Source organism: Lysinibacillus sp. UBA5994, assembly GCF_002429725.1.
Taxonomy (GTDB): domain Bacteria; phylum Bacillota; class Bacilli; order Bacillales_A; family Planococcaceae; genus Lysinibacillus; species Lysinibacillus capsici.
This window is the reverse complement of record NZ_DJAU01000056.1, coordinates 440,910-465,940: the sequence shown is the minus strand read 5'-3', so window position 1 is coordinate 465,940 and position 25,031 is coordinate 440,910. Positions and strand designations below refer to the sequence as shown.

Genomic DNA, 25,031 nt, shown 5'->3' with positions numbered 1-25,031 from the left:
CTTTATCACCTACCCATGCCTAACAATTTTTTCGTTCTATCTAACAAGCTTGAATTATTCGTGTATAGCTGATTTAGCGCTTGCGTCAATGCATCCACCATGTCATCATGAGCCCCGTTAGGGAAGCTCACCATTTCCTCAATGACATCATTCACCCAAGGACACATATTCGGGTGAGGGAAATAAACATTACCCGCTTCAAATAAAGGAGACACCGCGTTTGCACGTGCCTCCTTACCACCATCCGGATCAACTGGAATAATGCCACTGATTTCATCTTTTAATGTATCTATGACAGCAGAACCGTTTGCTTTATCCTCGATATATTTACTGGTAGCTTTTGGCCATTTGTCAGTCATTGCGCGAATTGCTTTAACTGTATCTGGGAAGTTCATACGTTTGTGGTCCTGATCTAATAAGAAATACTGTGCCTTTTTTCGTGACCATACTTGGCCAGCAACAAAGTCACTACTTTCTGTTTTCTTAAATGTACAGTCCCAAGATTGAGCCATTTTGTCAAAGTGAATCGGTAATACAATAACATCATCACTTAAACCCCAATCCCGCTTCATTTGCTCGTCACGCACATAGTATTTAACCCATTCACGCTTAAAGATACTACCACCTGCAGGAGCGGGTCTTTGTTGGTAAAGAGACGCCCACGTTCGTGATCCAACCTCTGCCTTTTTATCCTCAGCCCATTTCTCATCAAAGCCGAGCTCTGGACATAACGGCTCGCCAATTTTACGGTTTAATAGATCATTTTCGTCCTCTGCAATGGCAGGTAACCGCAATCGCACCCACTTACGAGGGCTCCGAGCAAGCAAACGACCAATTAAGTCATCCTCATGCCATCGTGTCATAATAACGATTACGGATGCTCCATCATGTAGACGAGTTGACAATGTTGCCTCCCACTCATCCCAAATGTTATCTCGTATCGTTTGTGACATAGCTTCTTTCATATTTTTGATTGGGTCATCAATAATCATCAAGTCCGCACCTTGACCAGTAATAGAACCACCTATACCAGTTGAAATCATTCCGCCCCTTCTGTCTTGAATTCCCCAATCTTTTGTAGCTGCATTGGATTCAGATAATTGTACGTTAAATAGTTCATGTGAAAACTCATTAAACTTATTACGATTTAGACGACCAAACTTGGTTGCTAACCCATCTGAATATGCAGCAGCTATTACCCGCTTATCAGGATTTTTGCCCAAATAAAAAGACGGAAACGATTCTGTTACCGTCATACTTTTACCATGTCGTGGAGGCATCTCTATTAATATAGATAACTGTTCACCATCGGCCACACGTTGGAGCACATCACAAATTAATTCAGTATGACGAAAGTGCTCATAATGGCCGTGATGTACATATTCAACATAATCACGGTAGAAGCGGCGTGCAAGTTCTTTGTCCGCTTCGTTTTCCAATGCGCTTATTTCCTCATCGCTTAGAATTAGCAATCGCTCTCAGCTCCTCCGTCGTTAAATTACTTAAATCAACGCCTGTGGTGTTGCCACCTCCAGCACCTTTTGTTTCAGAACGTACTTTTGCAATGTCTACTTTTAATTTTTCTTCACGTAACCGTTTTAGCTGTTCATCACTTAATAAATCGGTGTACTTTGATAACATTGCAAGTGCTGCCATTTTGTCAGCAAGCTTCACACTGATACCATCCTTGCCTTTTTTGACCTCGGTTATAATCGTGCCATCTACCTCTGTGGCATCGTGGAAGTGCACTGTATTTACCTTGTATGTCTGCATTCGTGGGTTTCCATCTTCATCTAAGATTACGCCCCCCATACCATCTAACATAGGCTCCTCCACTTCACGCATGCCGAAGTCCACAAAATCGGTGATGTCAGCAAATGCAATGTCGATGTACTTTTGTAAGACCTGGCGTGCATCCAGCATAATACCGTTTGCTAGCTCTGCCTTCAATCGATGAATTTCCTTTCGAACCTTATCATTTCTTATCAATCGAGAGCCATTGCTCATCGCTGAAGCGTAGTCACATCCATACACTTTTTGGTATGCTTTCGTGGCATTCCAATACTTTATGTAGTACAAACAAAAAAGCAACTGTTGACTGTTGAGACCGTCACTGGGGACGATTTCAAACTGTACAGTTGCTTGCGATTCCGCTTCTGGAATTTCTTTGCTCCGTTGCGTTTTTTTCGTTTTCTTTTTTACGGAACGTTCCGTATTTTTCGGTTGTTTTGATTGGAACGTTCCATTCGATTCCGCTTCAAGACGATCATCCCATGAATCTTTATTCTTCCAACCTCGCACGGTGCCCTCAGATATACCAAGTTGTTCGGCTATGTCTTTAAGCCTTATATCACCGTTACAGGCTTTGTATATATCATATGCTTGATCACGTCTTGGATCTCTTGCTCTACCCATATCTCATAATCACCACCACCTCCACATTTGATTGTTTATAAATCACCCATATGTAATTGCTTTCTAAAATAAAAAAACCACGATTTTTTTCGTGGTTTTTGATAAAATGTAGTTTTTTTAAAATTAATTTACGGTAGTACATACATTACTGTTACTGCTGCACCAAACGGAAGTGCCCCATCCCCTGTTACAATCCTTACAGATAATAGGTCACATTTATTTATAGCATAGTTAGCTGTTGTTGAACCACAACAATTGGGGTTTTCAGCAGTGTTTGGCCCTGTTACTGTAGCAATAACACCTGTTGAAATCGGGTCAGTAAAACCACAGCTTCTACTAATAACTACTTCAGCCGTTACTGTATCTGCAGCTGTTAGTGTATTATCACGTACATTTAAAACTAATCCAGTTATAATTGCGTTTTCTGGTATAACAACCGTATTTCGTGGGAATAGCGCGGAAGCAGTCCCTAATCCTAAATATTGACCATTTCCTATAGATTCATCTGTTGCTAAATAAATTTCACACACTCTTGCGTTATTAACTGGTGGTGGTGGAGTTACTCCATTCATTTCTGGTATACATGGTGCTTTGAATCTAAAGAAACACTGATTTTTCTCACAACCACACATATTGTTTGCATGGTGGTGATTCCAAGCTTTATTACAATTTCTACATCCCATTTTTAAAATCCCTCCTTGTTTTTACTACACTATTCAATTAGGGATAAAAGAAATAGACAATTATACTATGTTCAATTCATTTCGTTAGTTTTTTATAATAATACAAAAGACCACTAATAAATTGTGGTCTTTTAACAAAGGGATAAAAAAATGTGTTTGAATAATTCTAGTGGTTACTCAAGCCACTTCTACATCCTATTCCTCACAAGACGTTTCTCATAGGTAAAAGCCTATGGCATATACACAGATTATGGTTCTAAATAGTGCATTACCGCGAACTTTATTGTTAGTTAATTGAATTAAATGGAAAGTGGACAAAAGTTCACATAAAAACCACTTATTTATTATTAATTAAGACATCTAATCACTTAAAAAATATAGGCTGGCCGTTGGTCTGTTTTCCTCTAATATTTCGGTTTTTATAAATACCAAGGGAGGAAAACCTTACTGCACCGTCCTGCCTCCCATTTTACATTGCAAATTTTTCGTAGGTCAAAATAGTACTTATTTGGCTATTTTGGCTAATCTGGCTAAAAATGATTTGTTTCTTTAACCGCACATAATCTTTAGATGCTGATAGATGTTCAGCGATTTGTCTGTACGTCATTCCATCAAGTAAGCAATCATAAATGGTTTTAAGTTGTTCATCGTCAATTAGATTGTAAGCTACCTCTAACGCATATACATAAGTACGTAGCTTTTCTAATCGCGCTATCTGACCACGTTCACGTATATCCATTCTTTTAAGCTCTTCTACGCTACGAATCAAACTCCCTTTTGGCATTGCTGCATCTATTCCATACTGAGCGACCCCCCAAGAAACCATTGAGCTTGAACTACCATATAACACTCTTTCTAACCGATTAATTTCTTTCTTCCAGAAACGATAGTTTTTCACTAGATAATCAATGTCTGCCTCTGACCATACTTCTTTTACTGTTTGAGCTGTTAACATAGGTTTGGCCTCCTAAGTTGTGTTATAATGACTTATCTGTGAGGCCATCAAAGGGCATAAACCATTTCTAGCTGTAGCGTGAGTCGACGCTACGGCTTTTTTCTTATTTTCAAAAACACCTCAAACATACTAATCCTAGAAATTTGGTAAGTATAATTCTTACCAAACTTTTTCATTAAATTTAAGTAAATATTAGTTTATTGTATAAAGATATTTCGTTTATTCAGTGTTTCATATTAACTTTTTATTACAAAATAGTTATAAAATAACACTAAACTATTAACTATACACAAATGTTTATATTTGTTCTGTACTTTATTTATAAAATTATTTATTGTAGAATAGACAAATTACCAGCCAATTTACAATCCTTTTCATAGATTAAGAATGTAAGGTTACGATACCTTAATTCTACTATGAAAGGAGGGTATACGATGAGTGTTAATAGAAATCCAGCAGCTAGAAAAAAATGCTCCTCTTGCCATTCAAGAGTAAGTATCGTTTCTGAGAGCAATCGTTGTAAAGGCTGTGCTTGTGACCAATTAAGAGATTTAAAAGTTAATTCTCGAGTTAACATCTTTTTAAAGAGTGGTAGAGAATTTAATAATGTAAGATTTCTTTCCTTAAACAATGAAGATTGTTGCGCATATTTTCTAGATGGCTCTAGAACTCTAGTTGTAAATTGTAAAGATATTGAAGCTATTCTATTACCGGTATAGTAGCTTTAATTTTAAAGAAGTCTATTCTTCTATGGATAGGCTTCTTTTCTCCAATTAAAGACTTTAAATTTAGCCTACATTAAGACATAATTTTTATTTTTCCAAAGGCAATAAACTATAAACCCAAGTTACCTAAGCATATAAATAGTAGTGTTAAGCTAAACTAGTTTAACAGGAACCTCCTGAATTGTTACTTAGGGTCACTCACACTCAGTGACCCGTTTTTAGTTTCTTTCCTCAAAATGCTCAGTAAAGAATTCTTGACTAACAACTAAATTAAGCCACAAATCACAGGCTTTATTTATGTTATATTTTACATAAAATACATATAAGGTGATTCTAATGACATTTATCAGAAAATACTTGAATATTGTTTACTTCGTTATACTTTTTTTACTTTTATCTGTTTCAGATTATTTCAAAAAAGGTAATTGGGATTTTCTTAATAATCTCTTCTTTTCTTTATGGGCAGTAATTGTTTATGCTTTTTTAAATTGGGCATGGGATAGTAAGAAATATGAAAAAAAATAGCATTTTGTTCATTAACTCTTAGGATAATCTGCAACTCTTTCCAACTGTTTAACCCATTCTTAATGTTTTCGGACATCCTATCAAACCATAAATACACCCTTCTCCCTTCTTTACAATATTTACTAAATATCTAATTCTTGCTTTCGTAATTCATCACGAAAACTTAATTGCTTATTCATTTCTGTCCCTCCTAAAATAAGCTCAACTGCTCATATTCTTGTTTTTTGGTAGGCACGTGCACAATTTCAGGCTTATCGTGCACCATCTCTATCGATTTTTTTACCTTTTTCGGCTTATCGTTCACCATAACCGCTTCTAGTAAGGTTCTTAATTTAACTTTTTTAATAGCCTGTAGATCCTCTCCTACTAAAAGCACGCTACTTATGACCATTTTATCTACAGGTTCATTTCTTTGAATTGATATGCAACCATAAAAATTCTCTATCACCGTTGCCTGCACACCATTTTCATAATGTTTACGTTTTATAATCGATGCGTCTATAATTTCTACAATGTCACCCACCTCAAATATGGTAGCTGTGTCTTTTGCTGATTCTTCAAGAGACACAATACGCTCAAAACAATCATTACGTTTATATGCCCCAATTGGTGGATCATCTGGACGATGCTTAAAAAACACACTGTAGTAACCATCTGCTCGTGGCTCCGTAATGATGTATTCTTCGTCAATTTGATAAAAATGTGAGGGTGGTTTCACTACACGAGCCAAATATTTATTAAGTACTCGTGCTGGTGCATCAATAGCAACATCCACTAGCTCAAAGTGATTCTCTTGGTAGGCCCCAAAGTGAGACCCATGTCTAGGGAAGCGGCTAGCACAATATGCATGACCGCCATGTGGGAAAAGATAGTACACTTCACCTTTTGTAAGATTAGTAGAGCCGCCCGTATCAATACATTTTCCCTGTAACATCCTCACCACCTACTTTCGATAAATGGCAGCAAGTAGTGCAATGTATAGCCGTCCATTGATACAACTTCACTTGCATGTTCCACAAATGTTTCAAGCGGAATCGATTTGCGCCCACCACTTTTAGCTGTCTGCCAAGCTGCTTGGAGCGGTGGAAATGGTAAGCGATAGTATTTATCCAACTCGTTGAAATACACAAGTAGAAAGGTGATGGCGCCTTTTTCGTACCAGGAGCGAAGCAATTCGTATTGATGTTCATGTAAGTTTTGAAGCGGAAAACTTTTCCCCTTCGTTTCCTTTGCATCAAACACCACTGCTCGTCCATTACAGACACCTGCATAGTCCACCCATTCAGGTTTTTCCTTCCGTCCTTCTATTTGGGAGCCTTTATCCTTTGTAATTTGTACAGGCGTTGGAATTTTACGAATATCTGCTAAGCCTGCATTACGATATTTTGTGTTGGCCATATCAATGACACGTTCTAAAAACTTGCCACGGTTAGCATGTGTTACTGATTTCGCACGCTGTTTAGTTGATTGATTACGAAACATCCTGTGTCCTCATTTCTTCTTGATTTTCCGCTTCTAACACGTCATATATGGTGAGCTGATTTTTCAAAAATTCCTCCTCGAGGTCATCCAAATGCCGTTGCCAGCAAGTGAACCCATATTGTCGTACTATGGATTCACCACTTTTTAAAGGTCTGTTACATCTTTTACAACGACTCATGATGTACTCTTTAGAGAAATTTCTTCAATGATTTCTACATCATCAGCTCTAAATGTAGGAGAAGGACCAAATTCATATTCTTCCGCTTCCCAATCTTTAATAAATTCATCACGCTCATTAACATAAGTGCCAAAGTAAGAATCTTGTTCTGCTTGGTAAAATAATTCCCTAACTCTTTCGTCATCCTCTTTTTGCCATACATATAACCCATAATTGGCAACACCAAGTCGACCGCGATCATATACAACAACCTCTAAACCATCTAGTTTGTTATAGACATCAATATATCCCTGTATTTCTTCCTCACTAGGTTCTGGACCGACGGATCCATCATACATTTGTTTAATATCATCTGGCGTTTTTCCAGCAGTTCGTAATATAGCTTTGAATATTTTAAACATGAGAAAATCCCCCTATTTTTTAAAATGGCAAATCATCTTCTGATACTTCAATTGGACCTCTACTATTCGCAAATGGATCTTCATCAACTCGCGTATAGCTTGGCTGATTCATAGGAGATTGTTGTTGATTCGTGTTATAGGGGCCTCCAAACTGTTGTTGAGGTTGTCCACCACCATAGGATGGTTGATTATTTCCGTATGCTTGTCCTCCATATTGAGGCTGTTGTTGCTGCTGTTGCGGATATTGGTTTGGTTGATTTTGATAATTTGGAGTGTTTTGTGGCCCTCCTCCACCGTTCCGTGATGGCTCTAAAAATTGAATACTATCGGCAACTACGTCAGTGGTATACACTCTGTGACCATTTTGCCCCTCATAACTTCCTGTTTGGATACGCCCCTCCAAACCAATCAAAGCCCCTTTACGTTGATAGTTTGCTAGATTTTCAGCTGCTTTACGCCATGCTTGGCAGTTAATAAAATCTGCATCACGCTCACCATTTTGATTGGCAAATGTACGGTTAATGGCTACTGTAAAGCGGCAAGATGCAATACCGTTCGGTGTGTAACGTAACTCAGGATCTTTTGTAAGACGGCCAACTAATACAACACGATTAATCATTTGTTTGAATCCTCCCTTTTTGTAGCTATGCCAGCATGCACATTGTTTTCTAAATATCTAAGTTGTTGCATTGCATAATGGGGGCAGTTGCTGTCACTTAACCGCTTCTGTACGTCTTGTAGGACTGGAAGCGGGAACTGATACTCACTGACAAGCTGGTTAATACGCTTCGCTACTTCATCATGTGTCACTGCCCGTACCAGTGCTTGGTCAGTGCCATTAGTAAAAGTACCTTTTGCCTGAGCAACCTTGGCGAAATGGTCACGCATTTTCATATGTTCTTCATGTCTGCTCAAATTTTTCTTCCACCTTCCCTAGCGTTGCTAAGATTTTTTGTCGTTCTGCTTCAAAGTAAGCTTTCTGTTCTTCCGACGGGTCCGCCTCTACATCCGTAATAAGTATTGATGATTCGATGATTTCTCCATTTTGTGGTTTTTCAAGTTGTCGCTCTTTAAACCATTGTGGAACAATCTCTCTCCGCCCCCGTTGATATTGTGGAAGAATACTTCCGTTAGCTTTCTCCCTTTCCCCTTTGATTTGAAGGATTAATGTGGTTGCTTTTTCACGTAGTTTTTTGGTTGAAAGAATATTTGATTGCCAGAAGCTGTTGTTTTGTGACCAGTCAATTAAGTATTCAATTTGTTGAGCTGTCCGTTGATCTCGTTCCATCATCAGACGAATATGATCAGCCCAGCTATTCAAATTTGGCTTTTTAAAATTGGCATCGTTAGCAAGAATTTTTTCATAAAGCCTATTTGCTAATTGATATTCAACAGAAGATTCGTCGTAAACTCGTTTGCGACTAGTATTCTTTTTAGTAATCTCTGTATTTGTAATCTCTGTAGTAATCTCTGTATACGTATTACCCTCAGGGGCAATAGGTGTTTCCCATTTGGGTAATACCCTATTGCCCATATCGGTAACACCCTCTTTCCCATTTGGGCAATACCCTGTTACCTTTTTGGGTAACACCCTATTACCTAAAAAGGTAATACCCTCTAAAAGTCCTATGTTCAAATCGATAAATAATACATTGGATAAATTTGTTCCATTGGATGTGATTGTCCGAAAATCACGAGTAATTAAACCAAGTTGCTCCAAACGATCCATGGCTTCTCTGACTTGTTTTTTGCTAAAGCCAAATTGTTCAACAAAGCTATCATAAGAACGTTGTAGCGCATCCGCTTTAAACTTCTTTTTTATGCCCAGTAAACGCCCTGATGCCTCTTCTTTCACATGTGTAGGGCGATACCAATAAACAATTTCACTGAGCAATGTGATAGCAATTAAATCAGGCTTACCTGTGCTTAATCGGATGCTTTCATACCAAGTATGTGGGATGACATTCCCTTCTAAATGCATCTGTCCAATCGCATCTACTGTTGTATTTCCTGTTGTAAACATTTGGTTTGCCCTCCTTATAAAAATCCATCTGTTCGCTTACAAATGGCAAAACTGCCTTTGATTTCGATCAACTTGTAATCAGGGTAGCCCTGCCATATGTACCGGCGTACAAGGCGATATACTTCCTTTTCATCACCTGCCGCCTGTTCAAAAATCCATTGTGGCAACAACACTCTGTGCGGTACAGAATTCATTGAGGCACTTGCATCTTGATAGCACGTAAATATTGAATTAAGCTATCTGCTTCTTTCATTGTTAATAAATCCGAATTCTTATCAGGGATTTTGCATCTCTGCATAGCACCGTTATAAACTGTGTTAGGATCGGAACCATATGCTGTGGCAACTTCACTCAACAATTTTGCTATTTCATTGAATTGTTCCTGAGTCCTTAAACCTGTTTGATTTGGTTGATTTCTTTGTTGCTGTAGCTGACCACTGTTACTTGGCTGTTTCGGAGGAGCTTGATTCATATATTGATAATCGTTTCCGCTCGCTCCATTTGCATCATCATCCTTCTCTGTAGCAAGCCCTAACATAGCCGACAAGCTATAGCGCTTCATGTAAGTAATCTGACCACCGAAATCTTGCATGCTATTGGCTGCTGGAAATTTGAGTGGATAAGATTTCACATATTCTCCTGATTCGTGCAGGAATATGGTTTCTACACAAGCCATTGTTAAATTGCCTTCAACGGTTGTATAGCTGTTCTGAATGATAGATAAATGATTTTGAACAAATATAGGTCTGACAGCATCTAAAATGCCATTGAGATCTGTGTATTCAAACGTATATGAACCGCCATTTTTGGTACGGACATTTACTTTTGCATTATGTTTTGGTGTTTGAATAGTTGCCCATGCTTTAACTAATGCTGCCGAAATATTTACATTACTCTCGGAAAAAAGCATATTCTTCCTCCTAGATAGTTGATTTTTTGAAGTCTTGGGCGTAAAATACAAAGTAACTATTATTTCGAATAATTTTTTAGACCACTGCCGCAAACAGTGGTTTTTACTTTGTATAGGCCTGTGAATAAATAGTGGAACGTTCTGCAAATTTCAACGTCACAACTTCTCCATCTTTAGCGACACCTTCAAGCCCTGTGTTCTTAACTTGTAAAAATCGAAATTCTTTCTGATCTGATAAACGCTTGAAGTAAACAATACGCATTTTAATCACCTACTTCCTGATGGAATCCCATCAAGCAGCCTATAACTGCAAAGCAATCCGTCAAGGGGAGGAACGGGTTATAGACTGCTTGACGAGAGCGAGTATCGTACTCGCAATCATCAAGTTTTGTGATATAATTATCGAGACTGATATAGTACTGCTGTTTAATCGCGCCAACGATTAAGCAGCTTTTTTATTGCCAGCAAGCAATAATGATTGGTACGCCAATAGCAACCATGACAATTCCGCATTTCACACAGTACTCCTTATGTTCTTGATCCCGGCCGTCATCTGGCATATACAAATAATTCACTAGCCATTTCACCATGCTGACCACCACTTCCCTACTGACACTAAGCGTTCTTGCAATGACAAATTACTCCATTTATTAACTTTTAATATTTTCATTAGCAAATTTCTTCACCACCTTTAGGGAAATACCTCGCCTACTAAAATTTTGAATTAACCCACCAAAATTTTTGTTATCTTGTAGCTGGACTTCTAAACGTCTGATAGCATGTTCTGCCTTTTTAATCCGCCAAGCACATTCAGCTGCTAAGTTGTATGTACCGTGCTGTCTATGAAATGCCATGGCTCCTTGTAAATCCTCAATGCATGCTTTCTTTGCCGCTATCTCTAGCTCCAATTTCTTTACATGATCCAATTGAAAATCCCTCCTCCTATAAACATTGGTACTGTCTGTAAAAACTGCACTGCTGCATCTGCGCTAAATAATGCCGCTACTACTGTGTCTTGAGAATTTGTAATAGCTGCTGCTCGAGCTAAAAATTTAGCTTCACAAGCAATGAGATTTTGCTCAATTCGACTAATCGTAGATTGCGTAGTATGCATAAGCTCCGCGAAGGCTTCCTGCGATAATTTTGCTTTCTTGCGGCACTTTCTGATTAACTCTCCAACATCTACATGCAATGAAATCACCTCCTTATGCAGAAAGTGCATATTATGCTTACCACGCATGGTTTCTCTATTAAGTTATCTTTATAGTTGAGATATGAGATTGTTTGCCCCAATCTCTTCTACATACCTGTCCGGGTAGTTGTTTTTAGTAATCTTTATTCAAAATTTCATCAAGTACTTTAGCTGTAGGTTCTGCTAACCAAACTCGTTTGTATCTTGAACCTAGTTGTCTTTGGTGCTCCCTAATTCGAGGATCGCAAAGAATATATTTTTCTAATGACGCTTTACTAAATCTAGTTTCTCGAACTAGATCATCGATATCCCAATACAGTGTTCGTTTCCTAATGGTGGCTTGTACTATTTGGTCGTACCTTTCTAATAGTTCTTTTTTAGTAAGACCAGCGTTCTCGAGTACCAATTGAGTAATATCTGTATCATTTTTAATCACAGTCACTTGGCACCACCTTCAACAAGTTTTAACGCTTGTTGGTTGTACGCGTTAATTTCCATTCTCAGCGTAGTAGATGGCTGCCACATGGAGATAAATTTGATACTTTCAGCAAAACGTGTTTTAGGAATTTCTCCATACCTCGGGACTTCAAAATGATTTTTGAAGTCTCGCCAAAAAGCTGAAAATACTTGACGGCTTATTTTTTTGTAGGCATTCGATTCTTTGCCACCTAACGCGGCAATTACTACTTCTCGGCCACGTTTGCTGATTTGAGACTCTTGATTGCCATCTATACGCATCGTTTTATAGAGTGATTGAACCGTTTCTTTCACTTCGCTCACCTCGACCTTTAATGTTTCAATCTCTTCTGATGTCTCAAGTGATAGTCTCATCGAAGCTTTCAACTGCTCTCTTTCTGATAACGGCGTTGGATGAAGCTGTTCCTCCAACGCATTAAACGCATGGATGTACTTCAATTTAAACTCAAGTGACTTAGGGCCAGTGAAGCCCATTGCTAAGAGCGTAAAACCATCTCGATTCATGTAATACATTTTGTAAGTCTGCTTATTTTGCGGATGCTGATAAGAGCTTTCAAAGAATAAATTCTGGGTCTGCTCATTTTTGAGCAACCCTTCAATATCCCTTAAAACATTGCGATGCTCTTTGTTAAACGATTCCGCAATTTGTAAAGATGTTGTAACAGCTTGGCGGTTTTGAATGACGACTAATTGGTTCATAATTAATCACTCACCTCTTTATTTTTAGTTATTTGTGGAAGTTGGATTAATAGAAGGTATTTTATACAAAGCCTTTTTGTAAACCTTGTATAACAAAATCATCAAAAAAAATATCTTTTGCATCCTTGTTTAAAGCTTGAGCAATCTGTAATGCTAATTTAACACCGGGCTCTTGCCCATGAAGTTCAATATTAGTAATCGTTTGTCGTGTTGTACCAGATCGACGAGCAAGTTCTGAAACTGACATCCCTGTTTGCAGTCTAATATCCCTTAATTTGTTAACCAAGAATAACACCTCCTTGTGTAATTAATGTAATACAAGGTTTACTTAATTGTCAACAATGATTAACAAAATTTTTTAGTTAAATAAATACATAAAATATTTAAAGTATTGTAAAGTATGTATTACAGGTGGTGATTACATGAAAACTTTAGGTGAATTACTGAAAGAATTAAGAGGTAGTGAGTCTTTACGAGATGCCAGTAAGCGTATCGGTATTAGTCATACATACTTAGACACTATCGAAAAAGGACATGATAAACGTTCAGGAAAACATGTAAACCCTACCCCTGAAACACTGAAACTCTTATCAAAGGCATACAATTATGACTACAAAGAGTTATTAGTTAAGGCTGGCTACTTAGAACCAAATTCTACAGAGGAAACCAAAGCTGAAAAAGACGAAGCTGAGTTCCAGGCTTTCGCCAACAACCCTACCCTTGAAAAATGGTACAAAGAATTGCCGAAGTCGAAGGAAGAGGATTTGGAGAAGCTTCGAAAGATGTGGGAGATTTTGAAGGATAACGGGGAGATATAGAAACAATCTATATTATTTAGGGAGATTTTTAATGGATATAGGGGTGTTAAAAGAAGGAATAAATATCTTCTCCTACCCTATGATAGAAAGATACCCAGGACGTGTAAGCGAATTATATGCCGAAGAACACGAAAGTAGTGTTTCATTCTATTTTATGAATCCAGTCAAACTTCATGTACTTTTATATGATAAAAACACGCATTTACTTTTCTCAGAAAGTAATGATGACCAAATAGCATTTATTGACTGCTCACACAATAATAACTGCAGAACCAAATAATGTATAAACAAGGACATGCGGCTACGCCATGTCCTTTATCACAACCCTGGTATGTAAAATAAATACTATATTGGATAATAAATATTTTTTTATATTTCTAGTTATATTAACTTAATATTTCGAATCAGTTTCTATACATAAAGTTGTAGCCTGACAAATTAAACTACATAAGGAGGTTTGCGTAAATGGGATTTCGTTTTAGAAAAAGTGTCAAAATAGCTCCTGGTGTGAAAGTGAATTTTGGTAAAAGAGGTACTAGTTTAACTGTAGGAAATAAATATGCACGTACTACATTCGGGAATGGTAGACGGACAAATTCTATTTCCCTTCCTGGCACGGGGCTTTCCTACTCTACCTCACAAACGACCAAAAGAAAAAAACGACCACAGAGAGTCGCTTATGAGTCTACTAACGTTGTAGTACCTGACATGTCACAAAACATACAAGAAGTCGAAAAACACAATGCATACGTCGCTATGCTAACTTCTGTTCATTTAGAAGTAGCAGATAATGTCGATTGGCACTTAGTTGCTACAGAGGACATATCGTACTTATTAAATGAAGGTCCTAATGTAACATCTATTATGGATGAAATAGCTAACTACAAACCTACTTGGCGTGACAAACTTTTCAATCGTGTTGCGGCTAAGAAATTACTAATTGAAGAGCGCATACCCGAAGCTAAAGAATTAGATCTTACAATCCATCAAAAAAAGCAAAGGTTAAAAGATATTGCTCCTAGAATTTTGAATGGTGATAGCAATGTTTGGACTATCGCCTTAACTGATTATGCACCATTTGATGATATCGAAAGTTTTGGGAGCCATTTAAGTTTTGATATTCATGCCAATGAACTCATCGTGAATTTTACTGTCGGGAATGAGGATGTCGTGCCTAAAGAAACGTTGACTCTAACATCAACAAATAAAGTCTCTCGAAAGAAAATGGGTGTAACTAATTATTTGGCACTTTATCAAGATTATGTTTGCAGTTGTGTTATTCGAATTGCTAGAGAAGTATTTGCCATTCTCCCTACTGATTCTGTGCTTATCCATGTTTACGATTCTAGTCAAGCTGAACCATTACCAAGAACGGGCTGTATACTTTCAACACGTGTAAATAGAAGAGAACTAGAGTATTTAGACTTTGAAAATATAGACTGCTCTGATACCGTCGAAACATTTGAACATAATATGAAATATCTTAAAACAAAAGGGTTCAAGCTAGTGGAGGAATTAAGATGAATGGTTGCTTATTGTTGATTTTAGCTATAATTGCATTGGTAGTAGTAATAAAATACCCTTTATTTATTATAGGTGTTGTTTTAATTCTATGGGGACTACGTGAATATAAAATTAATAAACATCTTAAAGCAAAATCTAAAGTAATACCCGCTATTATTATATTTGGCTGTATATTATCCCTTTCTGGATGCGTCCTAACTATTAATGGAGCACAAGAAGAAGAACGTCAAGCGGAATTAAAAAAACAAGAAGAATTAAAGAACCAACAAGAACTAGAGCGCAAGAAAGAACAAGAAAAGCAAGAGGAATTAGAGCGTCAGAAAGAATTAGAAAGACAAGCCGAATTAAAACGTCAAGAAGAATTAGAAAGACAAGCCGAATTAGAACGTCAAGAAGAAGCTAAAAAACAAGAAGAGTTAAAACAACAGCAAGAAGCCGAAGCTGCAGTGCAACAATCTAACTCACAGCAACAAAACACCCCACAAAAAGAGTACTATCGAAATTGTACAGAGTTGAGAAAAGTTTATCCAAATGGTGTAGGTTCTGATCATCCTGCTTATGCTTCAAAGCATGATCGTGATAATGATAATTGGGCTTGTGAACGTTAAAATATCCTATTAAAACCCTACTTCCAAATAGTAGGGTTTTGTTATACAATAAAAATAGAACATACGTTCTATATAGTCATTTTAGAGGTTGATTTACATGCACTATACACATCTTGAAGATTATGTCCAACAGTTCTACACTCGCTTGGGCATTACAGACCCTACCCTGCTGAATGTTGAAGAAGTGGCTTTTAGAATGGGATTGAAAGTTTTTTATTGGCAAGATAAGAGTCAGGCCTTATTTATTAATGGGCGGCATTATATTTTTCTTAATGAAAATCAGTCGCCACAGCAACAATGGCAAGACTTTTGCCATGAGCTATCACATGTCCTATTACATACAGGTGATCAATTTCATATGTATCCCCTATTTCGTGAATATCAGGAATTCAAGGCCAACAATTTTATGTACCACGCTTGTATTCCTACTTTTATGTTGGAGGCTTTGTCAATAGACGATCATACACCACAAACAATTATGAAAGTAATGCAAATTTTTAACGTAGAATATGATTTTGCTTTCAGGAGATTAACACAATATAACAATAAGCAGATTATGCAGAGGTTGCATAATATGGCCTGTCTAAATATGAGATGATGAATATAGGACAGTTCATAAGTGAGTTTAATATAGGTTATCTGCTTCAAATTACTGTGGAAGGAGTGATGTTCTAATTGTCCTTAAACTCTAATCAATGTACCTGTCCGGGTCAGTTAAATAGGAAGTGGACGATATGGTTAGAAAGAAACTTAATAGTACTAAAAAGGAAAATATTTATTGGTATTATGATTCAAACAAGAAGAAGAAATTTGCCTACCGTTACAAATTTTATGACCATACTGGAGTACGTAGAGAAAAAACGAGACAAAACTTTAACTCTAGTATCGAAGCTGAAAAAGCATTAACAGCATTAAAGGCTACTGTTTTAAATGGTGGAGAAAAAATAATATTTAATGAAAACATGACAATTGCTCAATGGGTAGATATTTATTTTGATCGTAAAAAATCAAAGTGGAAAGGTACCTCCCCTAAAACTTATCGTAACGTAATTGAAATTTACATTAAACCTTATATTGGTAGATATAAGCTATCTCGACTGTCCAAAAGTTTATACCAATCTGAATTTATTGATAAATTATCTTTAATAGCTGCTCCAAAAAGCATTCAAATGTATCATAATTTTTTCATTGGATGTATTAATGCTGCTGTAGAAGATGATATTTTGGATAAAAACCGCATTGCGAAAGCTGAATTACCTAGGATAGAAAAAATTAATAATGATGAAGTCGAGGGCAATTATTTAACTCCGACTGAGCTAGAATACTTACTTAAATGTGTAAAGCAATCTTGTGATATTTCTAGATATACTTTAATTTCTATTCTAGCAGCTACTGGTATGAGACGTGGCGAAGCTGGAGGTTTACGTTGGTCCGATATAGATTTTAAGAATAATCTAATTTACATCAATCGTACTCGTGATTTTTATGGGGAGCGCTCGGCCAAAACACTAAACAGTATTCGCTGTATTGATATGACAGAGGTACTAAGTAAACAATTAGATCGTTATAGAAAATGGTGTATCGAAAGAAAATTAATTTTCGGGATTCAACATAGCGAGGATGATCTTGTCTTTATAAGTAAAACATGCAAGCCTCTTAATCAAAATGCAGCTAGATTAACGCTAATCTTAATGCATGAATTATATGACGTTAAACTCATCTCTCCTCATGGTTTACGACACACATTTGCTACCATCTCAATTGCATCCGGTACACCGCCAACAACGATTGCCAAAATCCTTGGTATGACTACTTCTACACTTTTAAAAACCTACGCCCATTCGTTTGCAGATCGAGAGAAAAGAGCAATGCAAGTTCTAAGTGAAATAGTCAATTTCGATTAAAACACTATTTTTCATTTAAAATGGGGCACTTTTTGGGGCACCAATGCGGTTAGCCCCTCCCCAACCCTTGATAATCAAAGGGTTTATAAAAAAATAACTATAAGCATAACTTATGACCTTGGTTTCTATCCTGATGTTTTTAATTTTTTGATGTGCATAATATCAAGGTTTTGTATTAATGAAGGTTTCTATACCTGTCTAACGAAGTGTATCTAAGTGTATTTAACTGGGGTACAGATTGCGGTACGAGTTGTGGTACGCATGCTCAACAATCGCTCCCTATTATGGAAAATGTATAACTAATATTTCACCTGCAAATTATCTTGTAGTATTTTTTCTGCAAGTTTAATGTTTTCTTTTAGAAATAAAGGTAGTTCCGTATGTGCAAGAACCTCTGATGTAGTCATCCAAATAACATCATCCACTTCTTCAGTACTTTTAGCGTAAGGTTCTCCAGATTTATGATGACATAGGAATAGGAAAACTATATCGATTACATTTATCCCTGATTCTGTCACGAAGAGGAGCTATTTACATATTTAATGCCTGTAATTTCGCTACCTACTTCTTCAAAAACTTCTCGTTTTAATGTTCTTTCCAGAATATCAGACGAATCACCTTCAATTTCACACTTTCCTCCTACTAATGAGAGACTTCCACCAGCATGCTCCTCCTTTTCACTTCTGCGGATTAAAAGCCATTTCTCATTGCGACGAATTGCCCCTTCTACATTTACTACAAACATAAAATACCCCCTGAAATTTATACTTTATCCATAAACACTTGGCCCATTTCATTTCGTAGACGTATCTTTTTCTGCAGAAATGCGCCCGGTTATAAAACCTTCAAACAATATCCCATTAATCATATAACATACCAATTATTAACACAACGACTCCTGCACTTTAATTCGAACTAATAATAAACTAACTTTTTTGATTATTCACAATATGAATTCTCTAAATTTCTCCAAAAACCTTATTCAACAATCTGGTCCTTTTCATGAAGAAAGACGCTTTCCTAATTTCAGAAAAGTGCCCGATTGTTGAAGATCGTTTTTGAACTAAAGCACCTGGTTAGTTCAATAAGAAAAAAAGAGCTGCATACGCAACTCAATTATTTTTAACTAATTCTTAACATATATTTACCCCTAGAATATATGTCAATTCATTCATAGATTTGTTATTGATAGTTTTCAAGATAGTTTCCTTTTTCAAAAATTTCTTTTGCACTTAAGGCTGTCCATTCCTCTGGTGTTTTATCAGGATTTAAGTCAAGATAGGATTTTACCATCTTGTAGCCTTCACTATAGCCGTAAGATATCGGCAACCCTTTTCCGCCATTTAAAATTTCTAAGCTACGATTACTGTCATAATTTTTTAAATCAGGTTTAACTTTAGACCACAAAACCTTGTTGTAAGTCGAGTAAATCGGAGTATAGTCGTAGTCAGGATATACAGATTTTTCAAACATGACCGCTTTTCCTTCAAAAACCATATTATCCAAAACAGAAAACTTGTCCCCATTGTCATGCTTTTCCGCCCAAACACTGTGATGGTATTCGTGGGCAACGATTGACTTTAAAGCATCCCCCAAAACATTTAGATTAAGTGGGATAATAATTTTGCCCGCTCCTACTGCGAATGCCCTCCTATTATTGGTAGAGGAAGGGAATACACAAACTGCTACATCACTTTGAGAGGGTAGGAGGTCAGCTGATTTCAAAAGGGATTCTTGTATAAGTTGATTGATTTCTGCTTTACGAGTCCCCATTTTTTCACTTACCACTTCTATTTCTGTTAACCCATTAGGAATCGTATTAAGAAGATTTTCTGCCATATGAAGGTATTCTCCATTTTCAAAACAATCTTGATATATGGGTTGAATAATCTCATTATTATACAGTTCCAAGGTTTCCGAGGTTGAAAGATTCGGATTATCTTTGACCTTTTCAATATACGGATAAAACAGTTGATTGGCATAAATGATTTTGTATTTTTGTTTGGTTTGAGGGTGCTCAAATGAGAACACCATTTCTTTGTCAATTATTTTTTGCTCTTTTTCTGTTTGTGTACAAGAAGTAAGGGTTAAACATGAAATTAATAGAATAAACACAACAAAAATGTTTAGATATTTTTTCAAAAAAATCCTCCTTATGTAAAAAAGACTATTCGTAAATAACATTACCATATTTTAGTCTTTTTTCACCTATTAATTCTTGAACTAAACTGCCCCGTTAGTTTAAGTGAAAAGCTTCAATATCTTTTACTCAATAATTCAACAATAATGTCCAATTTTATTGAAAACGTTTATCAACAATCTAGCCCGATTGTTGAATAAGAAAATATCATACTTGGATAAGATTTATAATCAAACTTATTATAAATTATCGAACTTTGTATTATATAATCAATCTTTTTTATAAAACTACATAGGGAATATTTAGGTTACCGTCCAAAATTGTATAATTGGAATAATTAAATAACAGCGTATTTGTAATGGGAAAACCCCAATACTAGTCTCATAATGAGCGGTATTGGGGTTTTTTTATACTTACCTGTTATTAGAATGGAGGTGAATGTATAGTGACAGCTGCAACAATTATATTTTGTGTATTACTGATCATTTTTGCCATACAGACGATAGCATTAACAATATGTGGGCGCATGTTGTACTTAAATTTGAAACACAAAACTAAGAGTTACAAGCTTATAATAATCGCTTTAGCCTGTTTTATAGTTTCAGGTCAAGTATCTGATTGGATAATGGCTATCCCATTATGATATTAAAAAAGACCAAGACGTGAAGTGACCCCTAAAAGTTAGACACGGTTAGTTCATTAGGCAGCTTGAGTAAAATGAGTTCGGTATTGTACTGGACTCATTTTTAATTTTGCCTTCATCCGTTTGTTATTGTAATAATCAATATATTTTTCTAATTCTTTTTTAAAATGCTCCACACTTTCAAATTCTTTTAGATAAAGGAATTCTGATTTCATAATCCCAAAGAAATTCTCCATCACCGAGTTGTCGTAACAGTTTCCTTTACGAGACATGCTTTGCACGATACCTCTTGATTGAAGGGTTTGACGATATTGCTTCATTTGATAATGCCACCCTTGATCTGAATGCATCAGTAGCTGGTGGTCCTCAGGTAGATGTTCTAAGGCTTTCTCTAACATTTCTGAAACAAGAGAGTACGTTGGTCTAAAGCCAATTGTATAGGTAATGATTTCACCATTAAATAAATCTAAAACAGGTGATAAATAAATTTTTTCGCCAAACAATTTAAACTCTGTAATATCCGTTACCCATTTCTCATTGGGTGCTTCCGATGTAAAGTTTCGATCTAAAATATTTGGCGCAATTTTACCGACTGTACCTTTATATGATTTATATTTTTTCATGCGTACAATACACTTTAAACCTAACTCTTTCATAATACGTTGAACCTTCTTATGATTCACTTTTTGCCCGCGATTCGCTAGTTCATCACGAATACGACGGTAGCCATAACGACCGTCGTGTTCTACAAAAATCGCCTTTATTTCGTTTTTTAGATCGGCATCTGAATCTGGTAAATCTATTTTCTTTGAGATGTCATAGAATGTACTTCTTGGAATGTCTGCTAACGCCACAAGTGCCTTTACTAAATATTTTTGCCTTAATTCACAAATTATTTTTACTTTGTCTTTCGTAGTGATTTTTCCTTGTTTTGAACTAAGGCGTTCAACTTTTTTAAATACTCGTTTTCCATTTCAAGCTGTTTAATACGTGCTTGAAGTGCTTCAGTAGAGCCTTCTATTGGTGCTTGTTTTGGTTGTTTGTTTAATTCTTTTTTCATGGATGGACGCCCCTTTTTCTTCGGAAGGAGGGCGTCAACACCAGAAAAGTCAACCTGCCTTTGCCATTGATGTATGGTAGAAGGGGAAGGAATATTATAGACTGCTGCTGTCTGTGTAAGAGACGCCCCAAATTCGATCATATAATTTAGTACGTCCATTTTAAATTGAATATCATAGTTTGTATAGTTTGGAATTAATCCTTGTACGCCATTTTCTTTGTATAGAGCTATCCAATTTAATAAAGGTGTTTTGCTTATATTGAAACGCTTGGCAATTGCTCGCATTGATTCTTTACCGTCTAAATAGGCAAGTACTGCCTGTAATTTTAATTCGTAAGAATATTTAGCCATAGAAAAACACCCCAAAAGTTAGTTTTTTACTCTAACTTTTGGGGTGCAGCACCGTGTCTAACAATTGGGGTGCAGTTCATCTTAGAACAAGGGAATGATTTATTTTTATACATATTATTCTTAACAAAACAAGTAAACTGGCGCATTGCCTTATCTCTAAAAAAATATAGACCTGCCATGTATGTCATGCTCCGAACTAATTTGCTCGGCGCAGGTCGGTCTGTCTTTCCCTAATAATTAGTAATTTATAAATGCCAAGGGAGGAAAACCTTACCGCACCGTCCTGCCTCCCATTTTACAAGATAAATTTTTGAATACCTAATGTGTAACATATATAACGTTTGTAACATGTATCACATTTAAACATTGATTTGTTTATTATTTTTCAATATTATTGCAAGCATCAAGTATGTAATTCATGAATTGGATAGTATCATCAATACGTTGTTTTTTAGATTTATAATAACGTATGTTCAATCCTTCTCTAATACTAATAGCTTCTTTTATAAGGTTATGCCATCTTTCTGGTATATGATTGATTGCATATTTACTAGCATCTACCTTTGAAACAATATCGCATTCTCTAAGTGTATAAAATTGACGTAACATCCCTGTAATAGACCACTCTACTTCCATATCGACAAATTTATTTGGTAACAGAAGAGCTATGGTCTTATATTTTTTTATTGTCTTCAATCGATTTAACCAATAGGTATTCATATTTTCTAAAACATATTCAATTAATATACTTTCATCAACATTAAAAACTAATGTGGTAACATCTGAACCCTTTATAGTGATTCCTTTGTTTTTTAAAATCCACCAAGTAATAGGGTTAGTACAATCATTACTCCATTTTGTTTTACCTTCATTTACGTATAAACAATTCTTTATCTCAGATTGTTTCTTACCAAAATCTTTATCTAGTAAATAACACCCATCCATTATTGTTTTCTTATATTTTTGATTTAGTTTTTCATGAAGATCAGATATTATTTTCACATCTGATTCAGTTAGGGATCGATTTACAACAGCAATAAAGTCAATATCACTAGAACCTTCTATGTAAGCATGAAGAGCAATTGAACCATGTAAATATAATGCATCCAGTGTATTAGGAATTTGATTTTCAAATAACGATAAATATTCATTTAAAAAACTTTGAACTTGGATAGGAACTTTAGAATCCACAGAAACTCTCCTTTTAATTCTAATCAAACACTTATATTACTAAATAAATAATATAATTCCTATTTTTGATAAGGATTATTAATAGAAATTCCATTTGCCACTAAAAAAAGAGGACATAGAGCCCTCCCTTTCTTACGCCAACATCTGATAAACAATACTATTTTTTAATTCTTCGAATGCTCGTTGCTGATAAAGCCATATGTTGGCCTATTCACCGTTGCAAATTGCCATCTAACATCCAGTTCAACACTTGGACCTCTCTATCACCAGTAACTCTTACGATTAGATTTTGTACCTCTAAAAGCTTCTTCTCATATTCTGCAACATGTTTTTATGCAGAGGTTGCATAATCTGAAGATGATGAGTGATAGGGACAGGTCATAAGTGATAGCTACCAAGAGAGTAATTTCATTATGAAGATATTCTTTTTTTATTCGACACTTTTTAAATTAAGAATAGTATACTTTTTCTACTTTATATAATGTCTGCTCGATAGTCGAGCAGAGAACGGCATCCACTTTGTAAAATTTAACTCGAAAGTATAAACTTTTCAAAAAGTTCTTTATATTATTTTTTTGCTTAAAGGCAGGAAGAAATTCTGAATTTTTCTCCACATCACCAAAACTTTGAATCCATTGCTCTACACAAATCTGACTAAGTATTTTTCTATTTAAAACACTAATTATGGAGTTGACCATTCTCTCATCTTCCCCATCGGAGTAAATTCGCTCTGTTATAGTCATCTTTTCGTAAACCAAATCGAGGATAGTTAAGAGGTCGCTTTTATCCAGTTCGGAACATTGAGCCAAATCATCTAAAGCATCTGCTGCATGGGCTATGGCATGAGCCCAGCCTTTTTCTTCATCATACCCACGGTAATCTCGCTCTTCTTGTACATTGTAAAATACTTTCTCTTTTATGTGATGAATTTGCTCTCTTGAGAGAAATGGTGATTCTCTATGCCTCGTTAAGAGGAGCGGTATGACTAGCATGGAGAAAGACCGAGTGAAGACAGAGTCTGTATTTGTTTCACCAAGTTTAAAAAGCAAATGGTTTTTATCCAAAACAACCGGTAAAAGTTGTTCTAGTTCGTTTGCGGTGAGAGATTTATCAGGAATCCAGTGTGATAAGGTTGTATAAATTAGCTCATCACGTAGTTGGGCATCCAAAGAGCCAATGTTATTTATCATTTCTAGTATCAACTGAAATCTATCGGGAGGTGCTTGGTACCCATTTTCTTTTATTAATATCAACTTTTCTTTTAAATTCATTTTACACGCTCCTATTAGAAAAATTTGTTTGAAATCAACCCTTTATTGATTAGTAAAGTATTCAACTTACGCCTTTTCTTAATTCGCTCAGTTTTTCTACAACAAAATCATTCAAATCTTTTAGTAATTTATTTGAATCATTTATGTAATACTTATTTTGCCATCGGAACGTTTCTTCTAGTTCATTTAAATTACCTATTGAATCTAAACTATTAATTATTATTTCGATATTCTGATTAACTGTATGTTCGTAACCATTAATTTGGTCTGATAAAATTCCGATGTAAATATTTTTTATAATTAAAGTATTTAAACAAACTGTTAATTCGTTTCGCAGTTTTTCGAATTTCAGATTGTTTTCGACCAAATCCCTTTTAGCCATATCATAAATTCCGTCATCTTTACGTTTTAAAGAAAATCTATCCTCATATGTGTTAATTAAGATTTGGTGTGTTTTAGTAATTCTGAAATTATCCATTATTTTTTTGTAGATTTGAGTAGATTTTATAATTTCATGGTTCAACTCCTCTGCTTTGGTAAGGATTAATGCAATGTAATCTCTATCCCTTGCCTGCTTATCTTGTTTTTTTAACGAATCCTCCACTGATTTTTTGTTTGCTTCGATAATGAAATAAGTAGTTACAATTACGCCTACCATTCCTATTATCCCACCCACTATACTACCTATAAGTCCATTATCAACTTTTAATCCATTGATCAATATTGTATCAATTACGAATGATGTCCCTAAAATTAGGACAACAAAAAATATGATTCCAATAAAAATGTTTTTAATTTTATCTGACATTATTTAACCTCCCACTAAATCATAATCTGAGAGATAATAAATTGAAAC

The 25,031-nt window shown here is 35.7% G+C and carries 32 protein-coding genes and 1 pseudogene; 7 read left to right on the top strand and 26 right to left on the bottom strand.

What is annotated here, in order from left to right; genetic code table 11:
• Positions 1–5: 5 nt before the first annotated feature.
• From terL to B3D98_RS18660, 4 genes are all read right to left on the bottom strand, one after another.
• Entirely contained in the window at positions 6–1,466 is a 1,461-nt protein-coding gene (terL, locus tag B3D98_RS18675) for a phage terminase large subunit (RefSeq protein WP_259950441.1), read from the bottom strand.
• Complete coding sequence (locus B3D98_RS18670; RefSeq protein ID WP_259950322.1) at positions 1,453–2,415, bottom strand: terminase small subunit; 963 nt, start codon at positions 2,413–2,415, stop codon at positions 1,453–1,455. The genes terL and B3D98_RS18670 overlap by 14 nt, the downstream gene beginning before the upstream one ends.
• A 128-nt stretch (positions 2,416–2,543) precedes the next feature.
• Positions 2,544–3,098: a hypothetical protein gene (locus tag B3D98_RS18665; protein ID WP_259950324.1), complete on the bottom strand. Its 555-nt coding sequence runs from the start codon at positions 3,096–3,098 to the stop codon at positions 2,544–2,546.
• Between the two features lie 469 nt (positions 3,099–3,567).
• Complete coding sequence (locus tag B3D98_RS18660; RefSeq protein WP_259950326.1) at positions 3,568–4,053, bottom strand: sigma-70 family RNA polymerase sigma factor; 486 nt, start codon at positions 4,051–4,053, stop codon at positions 3,568–3,570.
• Between the two features lie 434 nt (positions 4,054–4,487).
• Here B3D98_RS18660 and B3D98_RS18655 point away from each other — a divergent pair, with 434 nt between their 5' ends.
• The gene (locus tag B3D98_RS18655; RefSeq protein WP_288585125.1) at positions 4,488–4,772 is read left to right on the top strand and encodes a hydrolase; all 285 of its coding nucleotides are present in this window, start codon (positions 4,488–4,490) and stop codon (positions 4,770–4,772) included.
• Between the two features lie 721 nt (positions 4,773–5,493).
• On the opposite strand, the gene B3D98_RS18650 is transcribed toward B3D98_RS18655, so the two are convergent.
• The 16 genes from B3D98_RS18650 to B3D98_RS18580 all read right to left on the bottom strand — a co-directional run bounded on the left by B3D98_RS18650 (position 5,494) and on the right by B3D98_RS18580 (position 12,960).
• On the bottom strand, positions 5,494–6,237 hold the full coding sequence (locus B3D98_RS18650) for a hypothetical protein (protein ID WP_259950333.1): 744 nt from the start codon (positions 6,235–6,237) through the stop codon (positions 5,494–5,496).
• Between the two features lie 2 nt (positions 6,238–6,239).
• Positions 6,240–6,785: a Holliday junction resolvase RecU gene (locus tag B3D98_RS18645; RefSeq protein WP_259950334.1), complete on the bottom strand. Its 546-nt coding sequence runs from the start codon at positions 6,783–6,785 to the stop codon at positions 6,240–6,242.
• Positions 6,775–6,963, bottom strand: a complete 189-nt coding sequence (locus B3D98_RS21695; protein WP_375543414.1) for a DUF6011 domain-containing protein — start codon at positions 6,961–6,963, stop codon at positions 6,775–6,777. The genes B3D98_RS18645 and B3D98_RS21695 overlap by 11 nt, the downstream gene beginning before the upstream one ends.
• Entirely contained in the window at positions 6,960–7,364 is a 405-nt protein-coding gene (locus B3D98_RS18640) for a hypothetical protein (protein WP_259950335.1), read from the bottom strand. The genes B3D98_RS21695 and B3D98_RS18640 overlap by 4 nt, the downstream gene beginning before the upstream one ends.
• 19 nt (positions 7,365–7,383) lie before the next feature.
• A complete protein-coding gene (gene ssb, locus B3D98_RS18635) occupies positions 7,384–7,983 on the bottom strand; it encodes a single-stranded DNA-binding protein (protein WP_259950337.1) in 600 nt (199 codons plus the stop codon).
• On the bottom strand, positions 7,980–8,279 hold the full coding sequence (locus B3D98_RS18630) for a DUF6877 family protein (protein WP_259950339.1): 300 nt from the start codon (positions 8,277–8,279) through the stop codon (positions 7,980–7,982). Before B3D98_RS18630 ends, ssb begins: the two co-directional genes overlap by 4 nt.
• Entirely contained in the window at positions 8,266–9,387 is a 1,122-nt protein-coding gene (locus tag B3D98_RS18625) for a GntR family transcriptional regulator (protein WP_259950341.1), read from the bottom strand. The genes B3D98_RS18630 and B3D98_RS18625 overlap by 14 nt, the downstream gene beginning before the upstream one ends.
• Before the next feature lie 14 nt (positions 9,388–9,401).
• Positions 9,402–9,581 (bottom strand): hypothetical protein, encoded by a 180-nt coding sequence (locus B3D98_RS18620; RefSeq protein ID WP_259950342.1) that lies wholly within the window; start codon positions 9,579–9,581, stop codon positions 9,402–9,404.
• Positions 9,578–10,297 carry an ERF family protein gene (locus B3D98_RS18615; RefSeq protein WP_288585118.1) on the bottom strand — a complete coding sequence of 240 codons (720 nt, stop codon included), beginning with the start codon at positions 10,295–10,297 and terminating at the stop codon, positions 9,578–9,580. Before B3D98_RS18615 ends, B3D98_RS18620 begins: the two co-directional genes overlap by 4 nt.
• 103 nt (positions 10,298–10,400) lie before the next feature.
• On the bottom strand, positions 10,401–10,559 hold the full coding sequence (locus B3D98_RS18610) for a hypothetical protein (RefSeq protein ID WP_259950346.1): 159 nt from the start codon (positions 10,557–10,559) through the stop codon (positions 10,401–10,403).
• A 193-nt stretch (positions 10,560–10,752) separates the two neighbouring features.
• Positions 10,753–10,887 (bottom strand): hypothetical protein, encoded by a 135-nt coding sequence (locus B3D98_RS18605; RefSeq protein ID WP_259950349.1) that lies wholly within the window; start codon positions 10,885–10,887, stop codon positions 10,753–10,755.
• Positions 10,888–10,947: 60 nt separating this feature from the next.
• Positions 10,948–11,223, bottom strand: coding sequence for a hypothetical protein (locus B3D98_RS18600; protein ID WP_259950351.1), 276 nt, complete (start codon positions 11,221–11,223; stop codon positions 10,948–10,950).
• Positions 11,211–11,489, bottom strand: coding sequence for a helix-turn-helix domain-containing protein (locus B3D98_RS18595; protein ID WP_237898078.1), 279 nt, complete (start codon positions 11,487–11,489; stop codon positions 11,211–11,213). Before B3D98_RS18595 ends, B3D98_RS18600 begins: the two co-directional genes overlap by 13 nt.
• A 133-nt stretch (positions 11,490–11,622) precedes the next feature.
• Positions 11,623–11,931, bottom strand: a complete 309-nt coding sequence (locus tag B3D98_RS18590) for a hypothetical protein (RefSeq protein WP_257522303.1) — start codon at positions 11,929–11,931, stop codon at positions 11,623–11,625.
• Positions 11,928–12,665 (bottom strand): Rha family transcriptional regulator, encoded by a 738-nt coding sequence (locus B3D98_RS18585; RefSeq protein ID WP_259950355.1) that lies wholly within the window; start codon positions 12,663–12,665, stop codon positions 11,928–11,930. The genes B3D98_RS18590 and B3D98_RS18585 overlap by 4 nt, the downstream gene beginning before the upstream one ends.
• A gap of 61 nt (positions 12,666–12,726) precedes the next feature.
• Complete coding sequence (locus B3D98_RS18580) at positions 12,727–12,960, bottom strand: helix-turn-helix transcriptional regulator (RefSeq protein ID WP_288585107.1); 234 nt, start codon at positions 12,958–12,960, stop codon at positions 12,727–12,729.
• A 127-nt stretch (positions 12,961–13,087) separates the two neighbouring features.
• On the opposite strand from B3D98_RS18580, the gene B3D98_RS18575 reads away from it, so the two are divergent.
• The 6 genes from B3D98_RS18575 to B3D98_RS18550 all read left to right on the top strand — a co-directional run bounded on the left by B3D98_RS18575 (position 13,088) and on the right by B3D98_RS18550 (position 17,519).
• Positions 13,088–13,483: a helix-turn-helix domain-containing protein gene (locus B3D98_RS18575; protein ID WP_259419546.1), complete on the top strand. Its 396-nt coding sequence runs from the start codon at positions 13,088–13,090 to the stop codon at positions 13,481–13,483.
• A gap of 31 nt (positions 13,484–13,514) precedes the next feature.
• A complete protein-coding gene (locus B3D98_RS18570) occupies positions 13,515–13,763 on the top strand; it encodes a hypothetical protein (protein WP_288585103.1) in 249 nt (82 codons plus the stop codon).
• A gap of 185 nt (positions 13,764–13,948) precedes the next feature.
• Positions 13,949–15,007, top strand: coding sequence for a DUF4236 domain-containing protein (locus tag B3D98_RS18565; RefSeq protein ID WP_288585101.1), 1,059 nt, complete (start codon positions 13,949–13,951; stop codon positions 15,005–15,007).
• The gene (locus B3D98_RS18560) at positions 15,004–15,615 is read left to right on the top strand and encodes an excalibur calcium-binding domain-containing protein (RefSeq protein WP_288585098.1); all 612 of its coding nucleotides are present in this window, start codon (positions 15,004–15,006) and stop codon (positions 15,613–15,615) included. Before B3D98_RS18565 ends, B3D98_RS18560 begins: the two co-directional genes overlap by 4 nt.
• Before the next feature lie 97 nt (positions 15,616–15,712).
• Positions 15,713–16,213 carry an ImmA/IrrE family metallo-endopeptidase gene (locus tag B3D98_RS18555; protein ID WP_259419552.1) on the top strand — a complete coding sequence of 167 codons (501 nt, stop codon included), beginning with the start codon at positions 15,713–15,715 and terminating at the stop codon, positions 16,211–16,213.
• A gap of 136 nt (positions 16,214–16,349) precedes the next feature.
• Positions 16,350–17,519, top strand: a complete 1,170-nt coding sequence (locus B3D98_RS18550; protein WP_257522311.1) for a tyrosine-type recombinase/integrase — start codon at positions 16,350–16,352, stop codon at positions 17,517–17,519.
• Positions 17,520–17,818: 299 nt separating this feature from the next.
• On the opposite strand, the pseudogene B3D98_RS18545 reads toward B3D98_RS18550, so the two are convergent.
• The 6 genes and pseudogenes from B3D98_RS18545 to B3D98_RS18520 all read right to left on the bottom strand — a co-directional run bounded on the left by B3D98_RS18545 (position 17,819) and on the right by B3D98_RS18520 (position 24,983).
• Positions 17,819–18,264: pseudogene (locus tag B3D98_RS18545) on the bottom strand (NUDIX hydrolase).
• A 437-nt stretch (positions 18,265–18,701) separates the two neighbouring features.
• Positions 18,702–19,661: a DUF2268 domain-containing putative Zn-dependent protease gene (locus B3D98_RS18540; RefSeq protein WP_288585090.1), complete on the bottom strand. Its 960-nt coding sequence runs from the start codon at positions 19,659–19,661 to the stop codon at positions 18,702–18,704.
• A gap of 697 nt (positions 19,662–20,358) precedes the next feature.
• Positions 20,359–21,713, bottom strand: a protein-coding gene (locus B3D98_RS18535) for an IS3 family transposase (protein WP_288585087.1) whose coding sequence is annotated in 2 segments (ribosomal slippage) — positions 20,359–21,260 and positions 21,260–21,713 — 1,356 coding nt in all. Because the reading frame shifts where the segments join, the coding sequence is not laid out codon by codon here.
• A gap of 378 nt (positions 21,714–22,091) precedes the next feature.
• Positions 22,092–22,904 carry an aminoglycoside adenylyltransferase domain-containing protein gene (locus tag B3D98_RS18530; protein ID WP_259950373.1) on the bottom strand — a complete coding sequence of 271 codons (813 nt, stop codon included), beginning with the start codon at positions 22,902–22,904 and terminating at the stop codon, positions 22,092–22,094.
• Positions 22,905–23,353: 449 nt separating this feature from the next.
• The gene (locus B3D98_RS18525; protein ID WP_259950374.1) at positions 23,354–24,175 is read right to left on the bottom strand and encodes a DUF2785 domain-containing protein; all 822 of its coding nucleotides are present in this window, start codon (positions 24,173–24,175) and stop codon (positions 23,354–23,356) included.
• A 61-nt stretch (positions 24,176–24,236) separates the two neighbouring features.
• Entirely contained in the window at positions 24,237–24,983 is a 747-nt protein-coding gene (locus B3D98_RS18520) for a hypothetical protein (protein ID WP_288585079.1), read from the bottom strand.
• Positions 24,984–25,031: the final 48 nt, after the last annotated feature.

Excerpts from the sequence above, each read along its gene's own strand:
- B3D98_RS18520 (WP_288585079.1), bottom strand. The coding sequence starts at position 24,983 with ATGTCAGATAAAATTAAAAACATTTTTATTGGAATCATATTTTTTGTT.
- B3D98_RS18550 (WP_257522311.1), top strand. The coding sequence starts at position 16,350 with ATGGTTAGAAAGAAACTTAATAGTACTAAAAAGGAAAATATTTATTGG.
- B3D98_RS18660 (WP_259950326.1), bottom strand. The coding sequence starts at position 4,053 with ATGTTAACAGCTCAAACAGTAAAAGAAGTATGGTCAGAGGCAGACATT.
- B3D98_RS18570 (WP_288585103.1), top strand. The coding sequence starts at position 13,515 with ATGGATATAGGGGTGTTAAAAGAAGGAATAAATATCTTCTCCTACCCT.
- B3D98_RS18610 (WP_259950346.1), bottom strand. The coding sequence starts at position 10,559 with ATGCGTATTGTTTACTTCAAGCGTTTATCAGATCAGAAAGAATTTCGA.
- B3D98_RS18565 (WP_288585101.1), top strand. The coding sequence starts at position 13,949 with ATGGGATTTCGTTTTAGAAAAAGTGTCAAAATAGCTCCTGGTGTGAAA.
- B3D98_RS18665 (WP_259950324.1), bottom strand. The coding sequence starts at position 3,098 with ATGGGATGTAGAAATTGTAATAAAGCTTGGAATCACCACCATGCAAAC.
- B3D98_RS18605 (WP_259950349.1), bottom strand. The coding sequence starts at position 10,887 with ATGGTGAAATGGCTAGTGAATTATTTGTATATGCCAGATGACGGCCGG.
- B3D98_RS18560 (WP_288585098.1), top strand. The coding sequence starts at position 15,004 with ATGAATGGTTGCTTATTGTTGATTTTAGCTATAATTGCATTGGTAGTA.
- B3D98_RS18645 (WP_259950334.1), bottom strand. The coding sequence starts at position 6,785 with ATGTTTCGTAATCAATCAACTAAACAGCGTGCGAAATCAGTAACACAT.
- B3D98_RS18575 (WP_259419546.1), top strand. The coding sequence starts at position 13,088 with ATGAAAACTTTAGGTGAATTACTGAAAGAATTAAGAGGTAGTGAGTCT.
- B3D98_RS18625 (WP_259950341.1), bottom strand. The coding sequence starts at position 9,387 with ATGTTTACAACAGGAAATACAACAGTAGATGCGATTGGACAGATGCAT.
- B3D98_RS18615 (WP_288585118.1), bottom strand. The coding sequence starts at position 10,297 with ATGCTTTTTTCCGAGAGTAATGTAAATATTTCGGCAGCATTAGTTAAA.
- B3D98_RS21695 (WP_375543414.1), bottom strand. The coding sequence starts at position 6,963 with ATGAGTCGTTGTAAAAGATGTAACAGACCTTTAAAAAGTGGTGAATCC.
- B3D98_RS18620 (WP_259950342.1), bottom strand. The coding sequence starts at position 9,581 with ATGAATTCTGTACCGCACAGAGTGTTGTTGCCACAATGGATTTTTGAA.
- B3D98_RS18650 (WP_259950333.1), bottom strand. The coding sequence starts at position 6,237 with ATGTTACAGGGAAAATGTATTGATACGGGCGGCTCTACTAATCTTACA.
- B3D98_RS18525 (WP_259950374.1), bottom strand. The coding sequence starts at position 24,175 with ATGAATTTAAAAGAAAAGTTGATATTAATAAAAGAAAATGGGTACCAA.
- B3D98_RS18640 (WP_259950335.1), bottom strand. The coding sequence starts at position 7,364 with ATGTTTAAAATATTCAAAGCTATATTACGAACTGCTGGAAAAACGCCA.
- B3D98_RS18585 (WP_259950355.1), bottom strand. The coding sequence starts at position 12,665 with ATGAACCAATTAGTCGTCATTCAAAACCGCCAAGCTGTTACAACATCT.
- ssb (WP_259950337.1), bottom strand. The coding sequence starts at position 7,983 with ATGATTAATCGTGTTGTATTAGTTGGCCGTCTTACAAAAGATCCTGAG.
- B3D98_RS18670 (WP_259950322.1), bottom strand. The coding sequence starts at position 2,415 with ATGGGTAGAGCAAGAGATCCAAGACGTGATCAAGCATATGATATATAC.
- B3D98_RS18655 (WP_288585125.1), top strand. The coding sequence starts at position 4,488 with ATGAGTGTTAATAGAAATCCAGCAGCTAGAAAAAAATGCTCCTCTTGC.
- B3D98_RS18555 (WP_259419552.1), top strand. The coding sequence starts at position 15,713 with ATGCACTATACACATCTTGAAGATTATGTCCAACAGTTCTACACTCGC.